Here is a 17,197-nt window from a genome sequence, read left to right on the forward strand (position 1 = left end):
GGTGACCACCTCACCTGTCGGCGAGCTGCCAGACAAGGCCTGCCGCGGACGCAGGACCCTGACGGCCGATGCCCGGCCCGACCGCCTCAGCCCAGATGCGTAGGCGCGAACATCCGCAGCACGGCAGGGAGTACGACCACCGACGGGCCCGGCGCGGCCAGGGCCTTCGACAGGTCGGCCTCCAGGGTCTCGGGGGTGGTGCGCACGCCCGGTACGCCGAAGGAGTCCGCCAGGGCCACATAGTCCGGACGGGACAGTTCCGTGCCCGTCGTCTCGCCGAAGGAGTCCGTCATGTACTCGCGCAGGATGCCGTAGCCCCCGTCGTCGACGATCAGCCAGGTCACCGGCAGGTCGTGCTGCTTCGCGGTCGCCAGCTCGGCGATCGAGTACAGGGCGCCGCCGTCGCCGGAGACGGCGAGGACCGGGCGGGTGGGGTCGGCGACCGCCGCGCCGAGGGCGGCGGGGAAGCCGTAGCCGAGGCCGCCCGCGCCCTGGGCGGAGTGCATCAGGTTGGGGCCCTTGGCGTCGAAGGCGGACCAGGCCCAATAGGCCAGGATCGTCATGTCCCAGAAGGACGGGGAGTCGGCGGGGAGGGCGCGGCGTACGGACGCCAGCACCTCCTGCTCCAGGGTGAGTTCCTGGGCGGCGATGCGGTCGCGGACCTTCGTCAGGACCGTGCGGACCCGCTCGGGGGCCGTGGGGTCCTCCCGGCGCGACACGGTCTCCAGCAGGGCCTGGAGCGCGAGGCGCGCGTCCGCGTGGATGCCGAGCGCCGGGTGGTTGGACTCCAGCTTGCCGAGGTCGGCCTCGATCTGGACGACGCGGCCGCGGGGCTTGAACGTGTGGTAGTTCGAGGAGAGTTCGCCGAGACCCGAGCCGACCACGAGCAGGACGTCCGCGTCCTCCAGGAAGTCCGTGGTGTGGCGGTCCTCGATCCAGGACTGGAGGGACAGCGGGTGGGTCCAGGGGAAGGCGCCCTTGCCGCCGGGCGTGGTGACGACCGGCGCCTGGAGGGTCTCCGCCAGTTTCCTCAGCTTGCCCGAGGCGTCCGCACGTACCACTCCGCCGCCCGCGATGACCGCGGGACGCTCGGCGGTGGAGAGCAAGTGGGCGGCGAGGGCCGTGAGTTCGGGGCGCGGGGGGAGTTCCTCGGGGAAGGCGTCGCCGCCCGTGACGACCGGGACCGAGGTGGGGGCCAGCAGGACGTCCTGCGGGATCTCCACCCAGACCGGGCCGTGCGGGGCGGTCAGCGCCGACTTCCAGGCGGCCTCGATCGCGGAGGGGATCTGCGACTGGGTGCGGACCGTGTGGACCGACTTGACCACGCCCCGGAACGAGGCGGCCTGGTCGGGGAGTTCGTGGAGGTAGCCATGGCGGCCGCCGCCGAGGCCCGCAATCGGGATCTGGCTGCTGATCGCGAGGACCGGGGCCGAGGCCGTCGCCGCCTCCTGGAGGGCGGCCAGGGACGTCAGCGCGCCGGGACCGGTCGACAGCAGCAGGGGCGACGCCTCGCCGGTGACCCTGCCGTACGCGTCGGCCGCGAAGCCCGCGTTGTTCTCGATCCTCAGGCCCACATAGCGCAGGGACGAGCGGCGCAGCGCGTCGAACATCCCCAGCGCGTGCTGCCCGGGCAGGCCGAACACGGTGGTGGCACCGAGTCCGGCCAGCGTCTCCACGACCAGGTCTCCGCCGCACCGGCCGGGCGGCGGGTTCAGCGCGGCCTCGGTCTGGGCGGCCGTCGGGCGGAGAACCAGGTCGTGGTCGTGAGTCACTTCGAGCGAGCCTCGGCAATCTGGCGGGACATGATGGTGGTCAGTTCGTAGGCCGTGTGCGAGGCCGCCACCGACGTGATCTCCGCGTGGTCGTACGCGGGGGCCACCTCGACGACGTCCGCGGAGACCAGGTTGCACGATGCCAGACCGCGCAGGATCTCCAGAAGCTCGCGGGAGGTCATACCGCCGGCCTCCGGCGTGCCGGTACCGGGCGCGTGGGCCGGGTCGAGGCAGTCGATGTCGATGGAGATGTACAGCGGGCGGTCGCCGATGCGCTGGCGCAGCTGGTCGGCAACCTCGTCGGCGCCGCGGCGGTAGATGTCGGCGGAGGTGACGATGCCGAAGCCCATCTTCTCGTCGTCCGTGAGGTCCTGCTTGCCGTACAGCGGGCCGCGGGTGCCGACGTGGGAGAGCGCCTCGGTGTCGAGGATGCCCTCCTCCACCGCGCGGCGGAACGGCGTGCCGTGGGTGTACTCGGCGCCGAAGTAGGTGTCCCAGGTGTCCAGGTGGGCGTCGAAGTGGAGCAGGGCGACCGGGCCGTGCTTCTTCGCCATCGAACGCAGCAGAGGCAGCGCGATGGTGTGGTCGCCGCCGAGGGTCATCAGGCGGGCACCGGTGCCGAGCAGGTCGTCGGCGGCGGCCTCGATGGTCTCCACGGCCTCGTGGATGTTGAACGGGTTCACGGCGATGTCGCCGCCGTCCGCGACCTGGGCGAGGGCGAAGGGGGAGGCGTCCTGCGCCGGGTTGTAGGGGCGCAGCAGCCGGGAGGCCTCGCGGATGGCGTTGCCGCCGAAGCGGGCGCCGGGCCGGTACGAGACGCCGGAGTCGAACGGCACGCCCACCACGGCGACGTCGGCGGTGCCGACCTCGTCCAGCCGGGGCAGCCGCGCGAAGGTCGCGGGACCGGCGTACCGCGGGATGCGCGAGGAGTCGACGGGGCCGCGGGGCGTCGCGTTGCTGCTCATGGTCAGATGCCTTCTTTCCTGCGCTTCATACGCTTTTCTGCGCTTCATACGCTTCCTCGCGCATGTACTGCTTTCATACGACTCTACGGGGCCCGCCGACCCGGTCCCACCGTGGCGGCGGCCGCCCGCGCGCGATCGACAGTAGGTGGCAGGGCGGCGGCTGCGAAGAGTACGTTTCATCCATTCGAGCCGTACGGAATGGAGGAAACGCACACCATGCCGGAGCCGGCCGTCCCGCCCACGCCACCCGTGCCCCTCACCGCCCTGCTGGCCCGTGAGGACCTGGGACTGCGCCAGATCGCCGGGCCCTCGGAGCCGGGTGCCGTCATCCACGGGGCGCACACCTCGGAGATGTCCGACCCCTACCCGTATCTGCTGGGCGGGGAGCTGCTGCTGACGGCGGGCGTGCACGTGCCGGCCGCCGCGGACCCCGGGGACTACTTCGACGCGTATGTGTCCCGGATCGTCGCCGCGGGCGGCGCGGCCCTCGGCTTCGGGCTGGTGCCCGTGCACGACACCGTGCCGCGGGCCCTGGTCGCGGCCTGCGACCGGTACGGGCTGCCGCTGCTGGAGGTGCCGCCGCGGACCACGTTCTCCGGGATCGCGCGGGCCGTGTGGCAGCTGATGGCGCGGGCCCGCACGGCCGAGCTGCGCCGGGTCACCGAGGCCCAGCAGTCCCTGGCGGCCGCCGCGGCCCGCCCCGACCCGGTGCCGTCGGTGCTGCGGCAGCTCGCCCGGCGGGTGGCGGGGCGAGTGGTGCTCCTCGGCCCGGAGGGCACGGAGATCGCCTCGGCCGGGCGGGCGCCGGGGCCCGGCACGGACGCGGCCCTGGCGGAGCTGGCCGGGACGCTCCTCGCGCGCTCCTCCGCGAGCGCCAGCGACACCGTCGCCGGGGCGCACCTGACCGCGTACGTGCTCGGCGCCGAGCCCGGGTTCGTGCTGGCCGTGGCGGCGCCCCGGCGCGACCCCGGGGACCACACCATCGCCTCGGTCGCCGCCGTGCTGCTCACGCTGCTGACCGGCGAGCAGCAGAGCGGCACGGGCGCGGCCCGCTCCTCCGCCCTCGTCCGGCTGCTGCTGGGCGCCACGCCGGGCGAGGTCGCGGGGCTGCTCGGCACCGGGCCGTGGCGGGTGGCGCACGCCCGCCCGGAGGGCTCCGGCGCGGTCGACCCGGTGGCCGCGTCCGCGCTCGGGGCGGCGCTGGGCTCCCCGCTGGTCGACCTGGGCGAGGAGATCGTCCGGGTGCTGCTGCCCGCCGGGCGCGAGCCCGGACCGCAGCCGGGGTGGGCGCTCGGGGTGAGCGCCGCCGTCGAGCCGGCCGAGTGGCCTGCCGCCGACACCCAGGCCGCCCGCGCGCTGGCCCGGGCCCGCGCCACCCGGGAGGCCCTGGTCCGGCACGGCACCCGCGGCGGGCTGGCCGGTCTGGTGCCCCGGGCGGACGCCGAGAACTGGGCGGCCACGCTGCTCGCCCCGCTCGCGGACAGTCCGGCCCTGGTGGAGACACTGCGCACCTGGCTGTCCCTGCACGGCAGTTGGGACCGCACGGCCGTCGCCCTGTCCGTGCACCGCAACACCGTGCGCCAGCGCGTCGGGCGGTGCGCGGCCCTGCTCGGCACGGACCTGGACGACCCCGACGTACGGATGGAGCTGTGGTTCGCGCTGCGGCAGGAGCACTGATGTGACAGGGGTGTCACAGAGCGAAGTGACGCATGTCCCAGCGTGCGGGACGGCCGGGACCGGCGGGGAGGTCTGCCTCACAATGGGGACCATGCCGATACCCGGGACTCCCAGCCGCGACGAGCTCGTCGAACACCTCGTCAGAACCCGTATCGCGGGCGATGTCGCCACCCCGCGCGAGAACAACCTCTCCCACTACCGCCAGCTCGCCAACGGCGTCCGCAACTTCTGGCTCGGCCTGGAGCTGGGCGACCGCTGGACCGACGAGCAGGACGTGCTCGCGGTGATGGCGGAGCGCTGCGGCGTCAACGACGACCCCGAGTACCGCTACGGCCAGGACACCATCGACCCGGAGCTGACCGTCGACGCCCTGGACCGGCTGGCGGCGCGGCTGCGCAAGGCGGCCGAGGACCGCCAGCGCGTGCTGTTCGCCACCGGTCACCCGGGCGGTCTGCTCGACGTCCACCGCGCGACCGCCGCCGCCCTGCGCGCGGCGGGCTGCGAGATCGTCGTCATCCCCGACGGGCTCCAGACCGACGAGGGCTACGTCATGCAGTTCGCGGACGTCGCCGTCCTGGAGCACGGCGCCACCCTGTGGCACACCCACTCCGGCGAACCCATGCGCGCCATCCTGACCGCCCTGGAGCGCGAGGGCCGTCCGCTGCCCGACCTGGTGGTCGCCGACCACGGCTGGGCGGGCTACGCCGGCCGGCACGGCGTCGACTCCGTCGGCTACGCCGACTGCAACGACCCGGCCCTCTTCCTCGCCGAGTCCGAGGGCACCGTCCAGGTGACGGTGCCGCTCGACGACCACGTGGTCAGTCCGCGCTACTACGACCCGATGACGGCGTATCTGCTGGCGGCGGCGGGCCTGGACTGAGCCCCGGCCGGGCAGAGTCGGGTGGCGCTCCCCCGACTCCGGACCGGCGGCCCGGCTCAGCCGGGCCCGGCCCGGGTTCCCTCGTGGGCGCGGGCCCCGGCGTCGGGTCCAGATACACCCGCCGGATCGCCGGAACCGCCGCGCGCAGCCGCCGCTCGGCCGCCTCGCAGGCCAGTTCGACCTCGGCGGCCGTGGAGACGTCGCGGAAGTCGACCTTGGCCGCGACGAGCGCCTCGTCGGGGCCCTGCACCAGCGTGGTCAGTTCGAGGACGGCCTCGATGTGCCCGGAGCGCAGCAGTTCGGCCCGGACCCGGTCCCGCAGGGCGGGTGGGAGCGGCCGGCCGATGAGCAGCTCGGCGTTGGAGCGGCCGAGCACCCAGGCGACGTACAGCAGGAGCAGGCCGATGAGCAGCGAGGCGGTGCCGTCCCAGACGCCCGAGCCGGTGAGCTGGGCGCCGAGCAGGCCGCCTGCGGCGAGGGCCAGGCCGACGAGCGCGGCCGAGTCCTCCATGACCACGGCCTTCACCGCCGTGTCGGGGGTCCAGCGCAGATAGCGGCGGAACGGGGTGCCCAGCCGGGCCGCCTCGCCGCCGGCCTGTCGCAGGCCGGTGCGCAGGGAGTAGCCCTCCAGGACGGCCGCGACGGCGAGCACGATGTAGGAGATGAGCGGATCGCCGGGTTCCTCGCCCTCGACGAGGGTGTGGATGCCGTCGTAGAGGGAGAAGACGGCACCGCCGACGAAGGTGGCGACGGCGGCGAGCAGGGCCCAGATGTAGCGCTCGGGGCCGTGGCCGAGGGGGTGGTCGTCGTCGGCCGGCTTCTCGCTGCGCTTGAGCGCGGTCAGCAGCAGGACCTCGGTGACGGTGTCGGCGACCGAGTGCGCGGCCTCGGAGAGCATCGCGCTGGAACCGCTGATCACACCGGCCACGGCTTTGGCGAGGGCGATGCCGAGATTGGCGACGGCGGCGACGATCACCGTGAAGGTGGACTCGCCGCCGCCGGGTCGCGCGTCTGGACCTGGGCCTGCGTCCGCTGCTTCTGCCATGGCCCCAGTCTCACCGAGGTACCCGGACGACGCCCTCCTGGATCACCGACACCGCGAGCCGGCCGTCCTGGGTGTAGATGCGGGCCTGGCCGAGGCCGCGGCCGCCCGACGCCGAGGGCGACTCCTGGTCGTACAGCAGCCACTCGTCGGCGCGGAAGGGCCGGTGGAACCACATGGCGTGGTCCAGGGAGGCCCCGACCACGTCGCCGACCGCCCAGCCGCCGCGGCCGTGCGCGAGCAGGACCGAGTCGAGCAGGGTCATGTCGGAGACGTACGTGGCGAGGACGATGTGCAGCAGCGGGCTGTCGACGGGCCCGTCGAGCTTGCCGTTGGCGCGGAACCACACCTGGGAGTGCGGCTCGCGCGGCTCCCCGTACTGCCCGTAGGGCGGCTCCTCGACGTAACGCAGGTCGATGGCCTCGCGCGCGGCGAGGAAGTGCTCGACGACCCGGGGGTCGAGGTGGTCGTAGCCGCGGAAGCGTTCCTGCGAGGTGGGCAGTGCCTCGGCGTCGGGCGCGGGCGGCATGGGCGCCTGGTGGTCCATGCCCTCCTCGTGCTCCTGGAAGGACGCGGAGAGCGAGAAGATCGGCCTGCCGTGCTGGACCGCGACCACCCGGCGGGTGGTGAAGGAACGGCCGTCGCGGATGCGCTCGACGTTGTAGACGATGGGCGCGCCCGGGTCGCCCATGCGCAGGAAGTACGCGTGGAGCGAGTGGGGCGGCCGGTCGGCCGGGACGGTGCGCCCGGCGGCGACCAGCGCCTGGGCCGCGACCTGGCCGCCGAAGACCCTGGGGACGACGGCGGACCGGGACTGGCCGCGGAAGATGTTCTCCTCGATCTGCTCGAGGTCGAGCAGATCGAGGAGATCCTGGAGTGCCTGGCTCATGAAGTCAGTTGTATACGCCAGTGATTGCCGGGGCCTTACAGGCCCATGTCCTTGGCGATGATCGTCTTCATGATCTCGCTGGTGCCGCCGTAGATGCGGTTGACGCGGTTGTCCGCGTACAGGCGGGCGATCGGGTACTCGTTCATGAACCCGTAGCCGCCGTGCAGCTGGAGGCAGCGGTCGATCACGCGATGGGCGACCTCGGTGCAGAACAGCTTCGCGGAGGCGGCCTCGGCGGGGGTCAGCTCACCCGCGTCGAGGGCCTCCGTCGCGCGGTCGGCGACGGCCTCGGCCGCGTCCACCTCGGCCTGGCAGGCGGCGAGCTCGAACTTGGTGTTCTGGAAGGCGGCGACCGGCTGGCCGAAGACGACGCGCTCCTGGACGTACTGCTTGGCGAACCGGACCGCGGCCTTGGCCTGCGCGTAGGCGCCGAAGGCGATGCCCCAGCGCTCGGAGGCGAGGTTGTGGCCGAGGTAGTAGAAGCCCTTGTTCTCCTCGCCGAGGAGGTCCTCGACCGGGACCTTGACGTCGACGAAGGCCAGCTCGGCGGTGTCGGAGGTCTTCAGGCCCAGCTTGTCGAGCTTGCGGCCGACGGAGTAGCCCTCGGCCTTGGTGTCCACCACGAAGAGGGAGATGCCGTGGCGGCGGTCCTCCTTGGTGGGCGCGGAGGTGCGGGCGCAGACGATCATGCGGTCGGCGTGGACGCCACCGGTGATGAAGGTCTTGGCGCCGTTGAGGACGTAGTGCGTGCCGTCCTCGGAGAGCTTGGCGGTGGTCTTCATGCCCGCGAGGTCGGAGCCGGTGCCCGGCTCGGTCATCGCGATGGCCCACATCTCCTCGCCGGAGACGAACTTCGGCAGGAAGCGCTTCTTCTGCTCGTCGTTGGCGAGCAGCTTGATGTAGGGCAGGCCGAGCAGCACGTGCACGCCGGAGCCGCCGAAGTTGACGCCCGCGCGGGCGGTCTCCTCGTACAGGACGGCCTCGAACTTGTACGAGTCGATGCCGGCGCCGCCGTACTCCTCGTCGACGCGGATGCCGAAGACGCCGAGCTCGGCGAGCTTGTAGTAGAAGTCGCGCGGCGCCTGGCCGGCGGCGAACCACTCGTCGTAGACCGGGACGACCTCGGCCTCGATGAAGGCCCGCAGGGTCTCCCGGAACGCCTCGTGGTCCTCGTTGAACACCGTACGACGCACGCCGCCGCCCTCCTCTGCGCCTGGACCGGCGCCGCTCTCGCCTACCTGGTTGCCAGCCGTCGGGGTCCGCGCACGATGGTCGCGGCACCTTCATGGCTAAGCGCTTGCTCAGACACCGTACCGGCCGGTAGGGAGAGGCGTCCAGGGATGCCACCCCGTAATGCTCGTCACGCCGGCCCTTCGGCGGGCCCTCCCGCGGACGCCGCGAACGCCCCCCGCGCCATCCGGTGCAGCAGCTCCGCCGTCGCGCCCCGGCCGGGGAGGGAGCCCGGACGGCCGAGGTGAGGGGTGGAGTTCAGCAGGCCGAAGACCGAGTGGACGGCGGAGCGGGCGGTGGGCTCGGCGAGGCCCGGGTAGCAGGTCCGGACCACCTCGACCCACAGCTCGACGTACTGCCGCTGGAGCTGGCGCACCAGCTTGCGGTCGCTGTCGCGCAGGCGGTCCAGCTCGCGGTCGTGCAGGGTGATGAGAGGCCGGTCGTCGAGGGCGAAGTCGATATGGCCCTCGATGAGCGAGTCCAGCAGTTCCGGCCCCGGCATGCCGTCGGCCTCGGCCACCCGGAGCTTGGCGCCGGTCAGCAGCCGGCCGCTGATCCCCACCAGCAGCTCCGCAAGCATCGCGTCCTTGCCCGGGAAGTGGCGGTAGAGGCCGGGGCCGCTGATGCCGACCGCGGCACCTATCTCGTCCACGCCGACACCGTGGAAGCCGCGTTCGGCGAACAGCCGGGCGGCCTCCTTGAGGATCTGCTCGCGGCGGGTGGGGGCGTCGGTTCTGGTGGCCATGCGAGCAATTCTAGACAGGGAGGTTAGCGGTCGTTAACCTGTTGGAAATGCGTTAACGCTCATTAACAAGGTGAGGGGATCCGCAAGGATGGATGAGGCACCGGAGCTTCACAGCGCGGCCGACCCCGCGTCGGAGGCCTTTCGGGCCAACGAGGAGGCCCACCGGGCGCTCGTCGGGGAACTGCGCGGCAAACTGACCGCCGCCCGCCTCGGCGGCGGCGAGAAGGCACGCGCTCGGCACACCGCGCGCGGCAAACTGCTGCCGCGCGACCGGGTGGACACCCTGCTCGACGCCGGTTCGCCGTTCCTGGAACTGGCTCCCCTCGCGGCCGACGGGATGTACGAGGGCCAGGCCCCCGCGGCCGGCGTGATCGCCGGCATCGGCCGGGTCTCGGGACGCGAGTGCGTGGTCGTCGCCAACGACGCCACGGTCAAGGGCGGCACCTACTACCCGATGACCGTGAAGAAGCATCTGCGCGCCCAGGAGGTGGCCCTGGAGAACCGCCTGCCGTGCGTCTACCTGGTCGACTCCGGCGGCGCCTTCCTGCCCATGCAGGACGAGGTGTTCCCGGACCGGGAGCACTTCGGGCGGATCTTCTACAACCAGGCCCGGATGTCCGGCGCCGGTATCCCGCAGATCGCCGCCGTCCTCGGCTCGTGCACGGCCGGCGGGGCGTACGTCCCGGCCATGAGCGACGAGGCCGTCATCGTGCGCAACCAGGGCACGATCTTCCTCGGCGGTCCCCCGCTGGTGAAGGCCGCCACCGGCGAGGTCGTCACGGCCGAGGAGCTGGGCGGCGGCGAGGTGCACTCGCGCGTCTCGGGTGTCACCGACCATCTCGCGGAGGACGACGCGCACGCGCTGCGGATCGTGCGCGACATCGTCGGCACGCTGCCCGCGCGCGGGGCCCTGCCCTGGCAGGTGCGCCCGTCCGCCGAGCCCAAGGTGGACCCGGCCGGGCTGTACGGCGCGGTGCCCGTCGACTCCCGCACCCCCTACGACGTGCGCGAGATCATCGCCCGGATCACCGACGGCTCGCGCTTCGCCGAGTTCAAGGCCGAGTTCGGGCAGACCCTGGTCACCGGCTTCGCCCGGATCCACGGCCACCCGGTCGGGATCATCGGCAACAACGGCATCCTGTTCGCGGAGTCCGCCCAGAAGGGCGCGCACTTCATCGAGCTGTGCGACCAGCGCGGCATCCCGCTGCTGTTCCTCCAGAACATCTCCGGCTTCATGGTGGGCCGGGACTACGAGGCGGGCGGCATCGCCAAGCACGGCGCCAAGATGGTGACGGCCGTGGCCTGCGCCCGGGTGCCCAAGCTGACCGTCGTCGTCGGCGGCTCCTACGGCGCCGGGAACTACTCCATGTGCGGCCGCGCCTACTCGCCCCGCTTCCTGTGGATGTGGCCCAACGCCAAGATCTCCGTGATGGGCGGCGAGCAGGCCGCCTCGGTGCTCGCCACCGTCAAGCGGGACCAGATCGAGGCCCGCGGCGAGAACTGGCCCGCCGAGCAGGAGGAGTCCTTCAAGGCTCCGGTGCGCGAGCAGTACGAGCGCCAGGGCAACGCCTACTACGCGACCGCCCGGCTGTGGGACGACGGGGTCATCGACCCGATGGAGACCCGGCAGGTGCTGGGCCTGGCACTGACCGCCTGTGCGAACGCCCCGCTGGGAGACCCCCAGTTCGGCGTCTTCCGGATGTGAAGGGCTTGACGACGATGTTCGACACCGTGCTCGTGGCCAACCGCGGCGAGATCGCCGTCCGGGTCATCCGTACGCTGCGCAGGCTCGGCGTGCGCTCGGTGGCGGTCTTCTCCGACGCCGACGCCGACGCGCGGCACGTCCGGGAGGCCGACACCGCCGTACGGATCGGTCCGGCGCCCGCCGCCGAGAGCTATCTCTCCGTCGAGCGGCTGCTCGAGGCCGCCGCCCGCACCGGCGCGCAGGCCGTCCACCCGGGCTACGGCTTCCTCGCGGAGAACGCCGGGTTCGCTCGGGCCTGCGCCGAGGCGGGGCTGGTGTTCATCGGCCCGCCCGCGGACGCCATCTCCCTGATGGGCGACAAGATCCGCGCCAAGGAGACCGTGAAGGCGGCCGGGGTGCCCGTGGTCCCCGGCGGCCGCGACCCCGAACTGGCCGAGGCCGCGCGGGAGCTGGGCGCCCCCGTGCTGCTCAAGCCCAGCGCGGGCGGCGGCGGCAAGGGCATGCGCCTGGTGCGCGACCTGGGCGTGCTGGAGGAGGAGATCGCGGCCGCCCGCCGCGAGGCCCGTGCCTCCTTCGGCGACGACACGCTGCTGGTGGAGCGCTGGATCGACCGCCCCCGGCACATCGAGATCCAGGTCCTCGCGGACGGCCACGGCAACGTCGTGCACCTGGGCGAGCGCGAGTGCTCCCTCCAGCGCCGCCACCAGAAGATCATCGAGGAGGCGCCCTCGGTCCTCCTGGACGAGGCCACGCGCGCCGCGATGGGCGAGGCGGCCGTGCAGGCGGCCCGCTCCTGCGGCTACCGGGGCGCGGGCACGGTGGAGTTCATCGTCCCCGGCGGCGACCCCTCGGCGTACTACTTCATGGAGATGAACACCCGCCTCCAGGTGGAGCACCCGGTCACCGAGCTGATCACCGGCCTGGACCTGGTGGAGTGGCAGCTGCGGGTGGCGGCCGGTGAGCCGCTCGGCTTCGCGCAGGAGGACATCTCCCTGACCGGGCACGCGATCGAGGCCCGGATCTGCGCCGAGGACCCCGCGCGCGGCTTCCTCCCCTCCGGCGGGCACGTGCTCCGGCTCGACGAGCCGCAGGGCGACGGCGTGCGCACCGACTCCGGGCTCAGCGAGGGCACCGAGGTCGGCAGCCTCTACGACCCGATGCTGTCCAAGGTCATCGCGTACGGCCCCGACCGGGCCACCGCCCTGCGCAAGCTGCGCGCGGCCCTCGCCGAGACCGTCACCCTGGGCGTGCAGACGAACGCCGGGTTCCTGCGCCGGCTGCTGGCCCACCCGGACGTGGTGGCGGGCGAGCTGGACACGGGGCTGGTCGAGCGCGAGGTCGACGGGCTCGTGCCCGACACCGTCCCGGAGGAGGTCTACGAGGCGGCCGCCGCCGTACGCCTGGAGCGGCTCAGGCCCTCCGGCGAGGGCTGGACCGACCCGTTCTCGGTGCCGAGCGGCTGGCGGCTCGGGGGCGAGCCGAGGAAGCAGGGGTTCCCGCTGCGCGTACCGGGACTCGAACCCGTCACTCATGAGCTGCGCGGCAGTCACACCGTCACCGCCGACCGGGTCTCGGTGACCCTGGACGGCGTGCGGCACACCTTCCACCGCGCCGGGGACTGGATCGGCCGCGACGGCGACGCCTGGCAGGTGCGCGACCACGACCCGGTCGAGGCCGCGCTGAACCGGGCCGCCCACGGGGGCTCCGACTCGCTGACCGCGCCCATGCCCGGCACGGTCACGGTGGTGAAGGTCGCCGTCGGCGACGAGGTGATCGCCGGCCAGAGCCTGCTGGTCGTGGAGGCGATGAAGATGGAGCACGTCATCTCCGCCCCGCACGCCGGCACGGTCACCGAGCTGGACGTCACGCCCGGCACGACGGTCGCCATGGACCAGGTGCTCGCGGTCATCGCGCCCCACGAGGAGACGGAACAGTGACCGCCCGGGAACTGCCCATGCCCGTCCCGGCCGCGGGCCTGCCCGCCCGGGTGCGCATCCACGAGGTCGGCGCGCGCGACGGACTGCAGAACGAGAAGGCGACCGTCCCGACCGAGGTCAAGGCCGAGTTCGTCCGCCGCCTGGCGGACGCGGGCCTGACCACGATCGAGGCCACCAGTTTCGTGCACCCCGACTGGGTGCCCCAACTGGCCGACGCCGAGCGGCTGTACCCGCTGGTGAGCGATCTCGAAGGGGTCCAGTTGCCGGTCCTGGTGCCCAACAGCCGGGGCCTGGACCGCGCGCTGGCGCTCGGCGCCCGGCGGCTCGCGGTGTTCGCCAGCGCCACCGAGACCTTCGCCAAGGCCAACCTCAACCGCACGCTGGAGGAGTCGCTGGCCGTCTTCGAGCCGGTCGTGAGCCGCGCCAAGGACGAACAGGCCCATGTGCGCGGCTATGTCTCCATGTGCTTCGGCGACCCCTGGGAGGGCGCGGTCCCGGTCCACCAGGTCGTGCACGTCTGCAAGGCGCTGCTGGACATGGGCTGCGACGAGCTGAGCCTCGGCGACACCATCGGCGTCGGCACACCGGGTCATGTGCGCGCGCTGCTCGCCGCACTCAACGAGAACGGCGTGCCCACCGATGTGATCGGCGTCCACTTCCACGACACCTACGGCCAGGCCCTGGCCAACACCTTTGCCGCCCTGGAACACGGCGTCACCACGGTCGACGCCTCCGCCGGTGGCCTGGGCGGCTGCCCCTACGCCAAGTCTGCCACCGGGAACCTCGCCACCGAGGACCTGGTGTGGATGCTGCGGGGCCTCGGCATCGACACCGGCGTCGACCTCGGCCGCCTCGTCGCCACGAGCGAGTGGATGGCCGGACAACTGGGCCGACCCAGCCCGTCCCGCACCGTCAGAGCCCTCTCCCACCAGGAGCAGTGAACGACATGGACTACCGACTCTCCCCCGAACTGGAAGAACTGCGCCGCACGGTCGAGGAGTTCGCCCACGACGTGGTCGCCCCCAAGATCGGCGACTTCTACGAGCGGCACGAGTTCCCCTACGAGATCGTCCGCGAGATGGGCCGTATGGGCCTGTTCGGGCTGCCGTTCCCGGAGGAGTACGGCGGCATGGGCGGCGACTACCTCGCCCTCGGCATCGCCCTGGAGGAACTGGCCCGCGTCGACTCCTCGGTCGCCATCACCCTGGAGGCAGGTGTCTCGCTGGGCGCCATGCCGATCCATCTGTTCGGCACCGAGGAGCAGAAGCGCGAGTGGCTGCCCCGGCTGTGCTCGGGCGAGATGCTGGGCGCGTTCGGGCTGACCGAGCCGGACGGCGGCTCCGACGCCGGGGCGACCCGGACGACGGCCCGGCTGGACGCCGAGACGAACGAATGGGTGATCAACGGCACCAAGTGCTTCATCACCAACTCCGGCACCGACATCACCGGCCTGGTCACGGTCACCGCGGTCACCGGCCGCAAGCCGGACGGCAAGCCGCTGATCTCGGCGATCATCGTCCCCTCGGGCACGCCCGGCTTCACGGTCGCGGCCCCGTACTCCAAGGTCGGCTGGAACGCCTCGGACACCCGTGAACTCTCCTTCCAGGACGTGCGCGTGCCCGCGGCGAACCTGGTCGGCGAGGAGGGCCGCGGCTACGCCCAGTTCCTGCGCATCCTGGACGAGGGCCGCATCGCCATCGCCGCGCTGGCGACGGGTCTGGCGCAGGGCTGTGTGGACGAGTCGGTCAAGTACGCCAAGGAGCGCCACGCGTTCGGCCGTCCGATCGGGGCGAACCAGGCGATCCAGTTCAAGATCGCCGACATGGAGATGAAGGCCCACACGGCCCGGCTCGCCTGGCGCGACGCGGCCGTCCGGCTGGTGTCCGGCGCCCCGTTCAAGAAGGAGGCCGCGCTGGCGAAGCTGTACTCCTCCACCATCGCGGTGGACAACGCCCGTGAGGCCACCCAGGTCCACGGCGGCTACGGCTTCATGAACGAGTATCCGGTCGCCCGCATGTGGCGCGACTCCAAGATCCTGGAGATCGGCGAGGGCACCAGCGAGGTCCAGCGGATGCTGATCGCAAGGGAGTTGGGCCTGGTGGGCTGATCCGCCCCGGCCCGCGAGGACAGTGCGGGAAGGCCCCGGGAGGGCGGCGGGACGGAGTCGTACCCGACCCGCCCTCTGGACAAGATCTGAGGTTAGGCTAACCTACCTTTCGACTTGTCCGGCGGGCCTTCCGCCCTGTTCGAAAGCAGCCACAGCCATGTCCAATGCCCGTGCCACCCTCGTCTCCCGCCGCGGCATTCTCGCCGCCGGTGGCGCCCTCGGCCTCGGTGCCGTCCTCACGGCCTGCGGCGACGACAAGAAGAAAAGCCGTGGCTCGGACAGCAAGTCGGCGGCGAAGTCCTCGGGTCCCTGGAGCTTCCAGGACGACCGCGGCACGACCGTGAAGCTGGACAAGGTCCCGGCGAACATCGTCGCCTTCACCGGTGTCGCCGCCGCCCTCCACGACTACGGCGTCTCCGTCAAGGGCGTCTTCGGCCCGACCAAGACGCAGGACGGCAAGCCGGACGTCCAGGCCGGCGACATGGACATCACCAAGGTGAAGGTCCTCGGCAACGTCTGGGGCCAGTTCAACGTCGAGCAGTACGCGGCGCTCGCCCCCGACGTCCTGCTCACCACCACCTTCGATGCCACGGGCACCCTCTGGTACGTCCCCGAGGAGTCCAAGGACAAGATCGCCAAGCTCGCCCCGAGCGTCGCCATCTCCGCCTACGACCGCAAGCTCGACGTCTCCCTCTCCCGGATGCTGGAGCTCGCCAAGTCCCTCGGCGGCGACGTCACCTCCGCGAAGGTCACCGACGCCAAGAAGCGCTTCGAGGAGGCCTCCGCGCGGCTGCGCGCCGCCGCCAAGGCCAAGCCGAACATCAAGGTGATGGCGGGCTCCGCGAGCCAGGACCTGTTCTACGTCTCCGGTTCCAACCTCTCCCTGGACCTGGAGTACTTCAAGGCGCTCGGCGTGAACTTCATCGAGCCGTCGGAGAAGGCGAAGGCCGAGGGCGGCGGCTGGTACGAGGGCCTCAGCTGGGAGAACGTCGACAAGTACGGCGCGGACATCATCATCATGGACGACCGCTCCGCGACGATCCAGCCGGCCGACATCACCGAGGGCACGTGGAAGAAGCTGCCGGCGGTGAAGGCGGGGCAGGTCATTCCGCGGTCGCCGGAGCCGATTCTGTCGTACGACAAGTGTGTCGCTCTGGTCGAGAACCTGGCCGCTGCGCTGGAGACGGCGAAGAAGGTCGCCTGACCTGAGTGCCCATTGGGGTTGTGGGGTGACTGCGGGCCGGATCGGGCTGGTCGCGCCCCGCGGCGGTAGCCGCAATCGGATACAGCCCCGCGCCCCTAGAGGTATCCCCGCCCCCTGATTGATCGGTACTGGAGTTCTAGTGACTGCCGACGCCCTCGCGTTCCGCTTCTTCTCCCTCGAGGTCGTGCGGACCGCTTCGCTCGGGCCCTCTCTCGTCCGGGTCACCTTCGGTGGGGAGGATCTCGCGCACTTCGAGTCCGACGGGCTCGACCAGTCGCTGTCCCTCTTCGTTCCGGCGCCCGGGTGCACCGAGCCCGGGGTGCCGGTGGAGGAGGGGGAGAACTGGTACCAGGCCTGGCGGGAGCAGCCCGACGAGACGCGGGCGGTGATGCGGTCGTACACGCTGCGCGCGCTGCGGCGGGCGCCGGACGAGATCGACATCGACTTCGTGCTGCACGGCGTGGAGCCGGGGGCGGCCGTCCCGGCCGGGCCCGCCTCCCGCTGGGCGGCCGACGCGAAGCGGGGCGACAAGGTCCAGCTGATCGGCCCGGCCGTCGCCGACAACCGCGCGATCCGGTTCCGCCCCGCCGAGGACACCGACCTGGTGCTGATGTGGGGCGACGAGACGGCGCTGCCCGCGCTGCTCGCCTGTCTGGAGAGCCTGCCCGCCGGGATGCCGGTCAGGGCCTGGCTGGAGGTCGAGGACGCCGGGAACATCCAGGACGTCGAGACCAAGGCCGACGCCGAGGTGACCTGGCTGGTGCGGGACACCCATCACACCGAGGTCCCCCACAGCCTTGACGGCATGGGAGGTGCCCCCGCCCCCATGGCCCTCGGTCCCATCGCGGCGGCCGAACTCCCGCCCGCCGAGCGGCCTTACGTGTGGCTCGCGGGCGAGTCGGGCTCCATGAAGGAACTGCGCCGCCACTTCGTGGGCGAGCGGGGCGTCGACCGCCGCCGGGTCACCTTCGTGGGCTACTGGCGGCGCGGCCTGACGGAGGAACAGCTGCGTGAACAGGGTGAGTGAACTGCCTTGTTCCGCAG

Annotated in this window: 14 protein-coding genes; 8 read left to right on the top strand and 6 right to left on the bottom strand. The window is 72.3% G+C overall.

Annotated elements, in window-relative coordinates; genetic code table 11:
* Window positions 1-86: 86 nt before the first annotated feature.
* Together ACZ6SQ_RS13460 and speB are read right to left on the bottom strand one after the other, a co-directional pair.
* Window positions 87-1,772, bottom strand: coding sequence for a thiamine pyrophosphate-binding protein (locus ACZ6SQ_RS13460; protein WP_469560484.1), 1,686 nt, complete (start codon window positions 1,770-1,772; stop codon window positions 87-89).
* Window positions 1,769-2,737, bottom strand: coding sequence for an agmatinase (speB, locus tag ACZ6SQ_RS13465; RefSeq protein ID WP_469560488.1), 969 nt, complete (start codon window positions 2,735-2,737; stop codon window positions 1,769-1,771). The genes ACZ6SQ_RS13460 and speB overlap by 4 nt, the downstream gene beginning before the upstream one ends.
* A 216-nt stretch (window positions 2,738-2,953) precedes the next feature.
* Between speB and ACZ6SQ_RS13470 the strand changes: the two genes are divergently transcribed.
* Together ACZ6SQ_RS13470 and ACZ6SQ_RS13475 are read left to right on the top strand one after the other, a co-directional pair.
* Window positions 2,954-4,414: a helix-turn-helix domain-containing protein gene (locus tag ACZ6SQ_RS13470; RefSeq protein ID WP_469560490.1), complete on the top strand. Its 1,461-nt coding sequence runs from the start codon at window positions 2,954-2,956 to the stop codon at window positions 4,412-4,414.
* Window positions 4,415-4,505: 91 nt separating this feature from the next.
* Window positions 4,506-5,294, top strand: a complete 789-nt coding sequence (locus ACZ6SQ_RS13475) for a phosphatase (RefSeq protein ID WP_469560492.1) — start codon at window positions 4,506-4,508, stop codon at window positions 5,292-5,294.
* Here the strand turns inward: ACZ6SQ_RS13475 and ACZ6SQ_RS13480 are convergent.
* The 4 genes from ACZ6SQ_RS13480 to ACZ6SQ_RS13495 form a co-directional block, all read right to left on the bottom strand.
* Window positions 5,233-6,339, bottom strand: coding sequence for a cation diffusion facilitator family transporter (locus ACZ6SQ_RS13480; RefSeq protein WP_469560495.1), 1,107 nt, complete (start codon window positions 6,337-6,339; stop codon window positions 5,233-5,235). The two genes, ACZ6SQ_RS13475 and ACZ6SQ_RS13480, sit on opposite strands and share 62 nt — an antisense overlap.
* Window positions 6,340-6,349: 10 nt before the next feature.
* Window positions 6,350-7,225, bottom strand: coding sequence for an acyl-CoA thioesterase (locus tag ACZ6SQ_RS13485; RefSeq protein WP_469560497.1), 876 nt, complete (start codon window positions 7,223-7,225; stop codon window positions 6,350-6,352).
* A 35-nt stretch (window positions 7,226-7,260) separates the two neighbouring features.
* A complete protein-coding gene (locus tag ACZ6SQ_RS13490; RefSeq protein ID WP_386382921.1) occupies window positions 7,261-8,418 on the bottom strand; it encodes an acyl-CoA dehydrogenase family protein in 1,158 nt (385 codons plus the stop codon).
* Window positions 8,419-8,585: 167 nt separating this feature from the next.
* Entirely contained in the window at window positions 8,586-9,200 is a 615-nt protein-coding gene (locus ACZ6SQ_RS13495; RefSeq protein WP_469560500.1) for an SACE_7040 family transcriptional regulator, read from the bottom strand.
* Between the two features lie 88 nt (window positions 9,201-9,288).
* On the opposite strand from ACZ6SQ_RS13495, the gene ACZ6SQ_RS13500 reads away from it, so the two are divergent.
* From ACZ6SQ_RS13500 to ACZ6SQ_RS13525, 6 genes are all read left to right on the top strand, one after another.
* A complete protein-coding gene (locus tag ACZ6SQ_RS13500) occupies window positions 9,289-10,905 on the top strand; it encodes a carboxyl transferase domain-containing protein (protein ID WP_386382914.1) in 1,617 nt (538 codons plus the stop codon).
* A gap of 14 nt (window positions 10,906-10,919) precedes the next feature.
* The gene (locus ACZ6SQ_RS13505; RefSeq protein WP_469560966.1) at window positions 10,920-12,842 is read left to right on the top strand and encodes an ATP-binding protein; all 1,923 of its coding nucleotides are present in this window, start codon (window positions 10,920-10,922) and stop codon (window positions 12,840-12,842) included.
* A 17-nt stretch (window positions 12,843-12,859) separates the two neighbouring features.
* A complete protein-coding gene (locus ACZ6SQ_RS13510; protein WP_469560969.1) occupies window positions 12,860-13,783 on the top strand; it encodes a hydroxymethylglutaryl-CoA lyase in 924 nt (307 codons plus the stop codon).
* Window positions 13,784-13,788: 5 nt separating this feature from the next.
* Window positions 13,789-14,949, top strand: a complete 1,161-nt coding sequence (locus ACZ6SQ_RS13515; protein WP_469560503.1) for an acyl-CoA dehydrogenase family protein — start codon at window positions 13,789-13,791, stop codon at window positions 14,947-14,949.
* 157 nt (window positions 14,950-15,106) lie between these two features.
* On the top strand, window positions 15,107-16,153 hold the full coding sequence (locus ACZ6SQ_RS13520) for an ABC transporter substrate-binding protein (protein WP_469560506.1): 1,047 nt from the start codon (window positions 15,107-15,109) through the stop codon (window positions 16,151-16,153).
* 139 nt (window positions 16,154-16,292) lie between these two features.
* The gene (locus ACZ6SQ_RS13525; protein ID WP_469560508.1) at window positions 16,293-17,180 is read left to right on the top strand and encodes a siderophore-interacting protein; all 888 of its coding nucleotides are present in this window, start codon (window positions 16,293-16,295) and stop codon (window positions 17,178-17,180) included.
* Window positions 17,181-17,197 lie beyond the last annotated feature (17 nt).

The organism is Streptomyces sp. NPDC048600 (assembly GCF_055587025.1).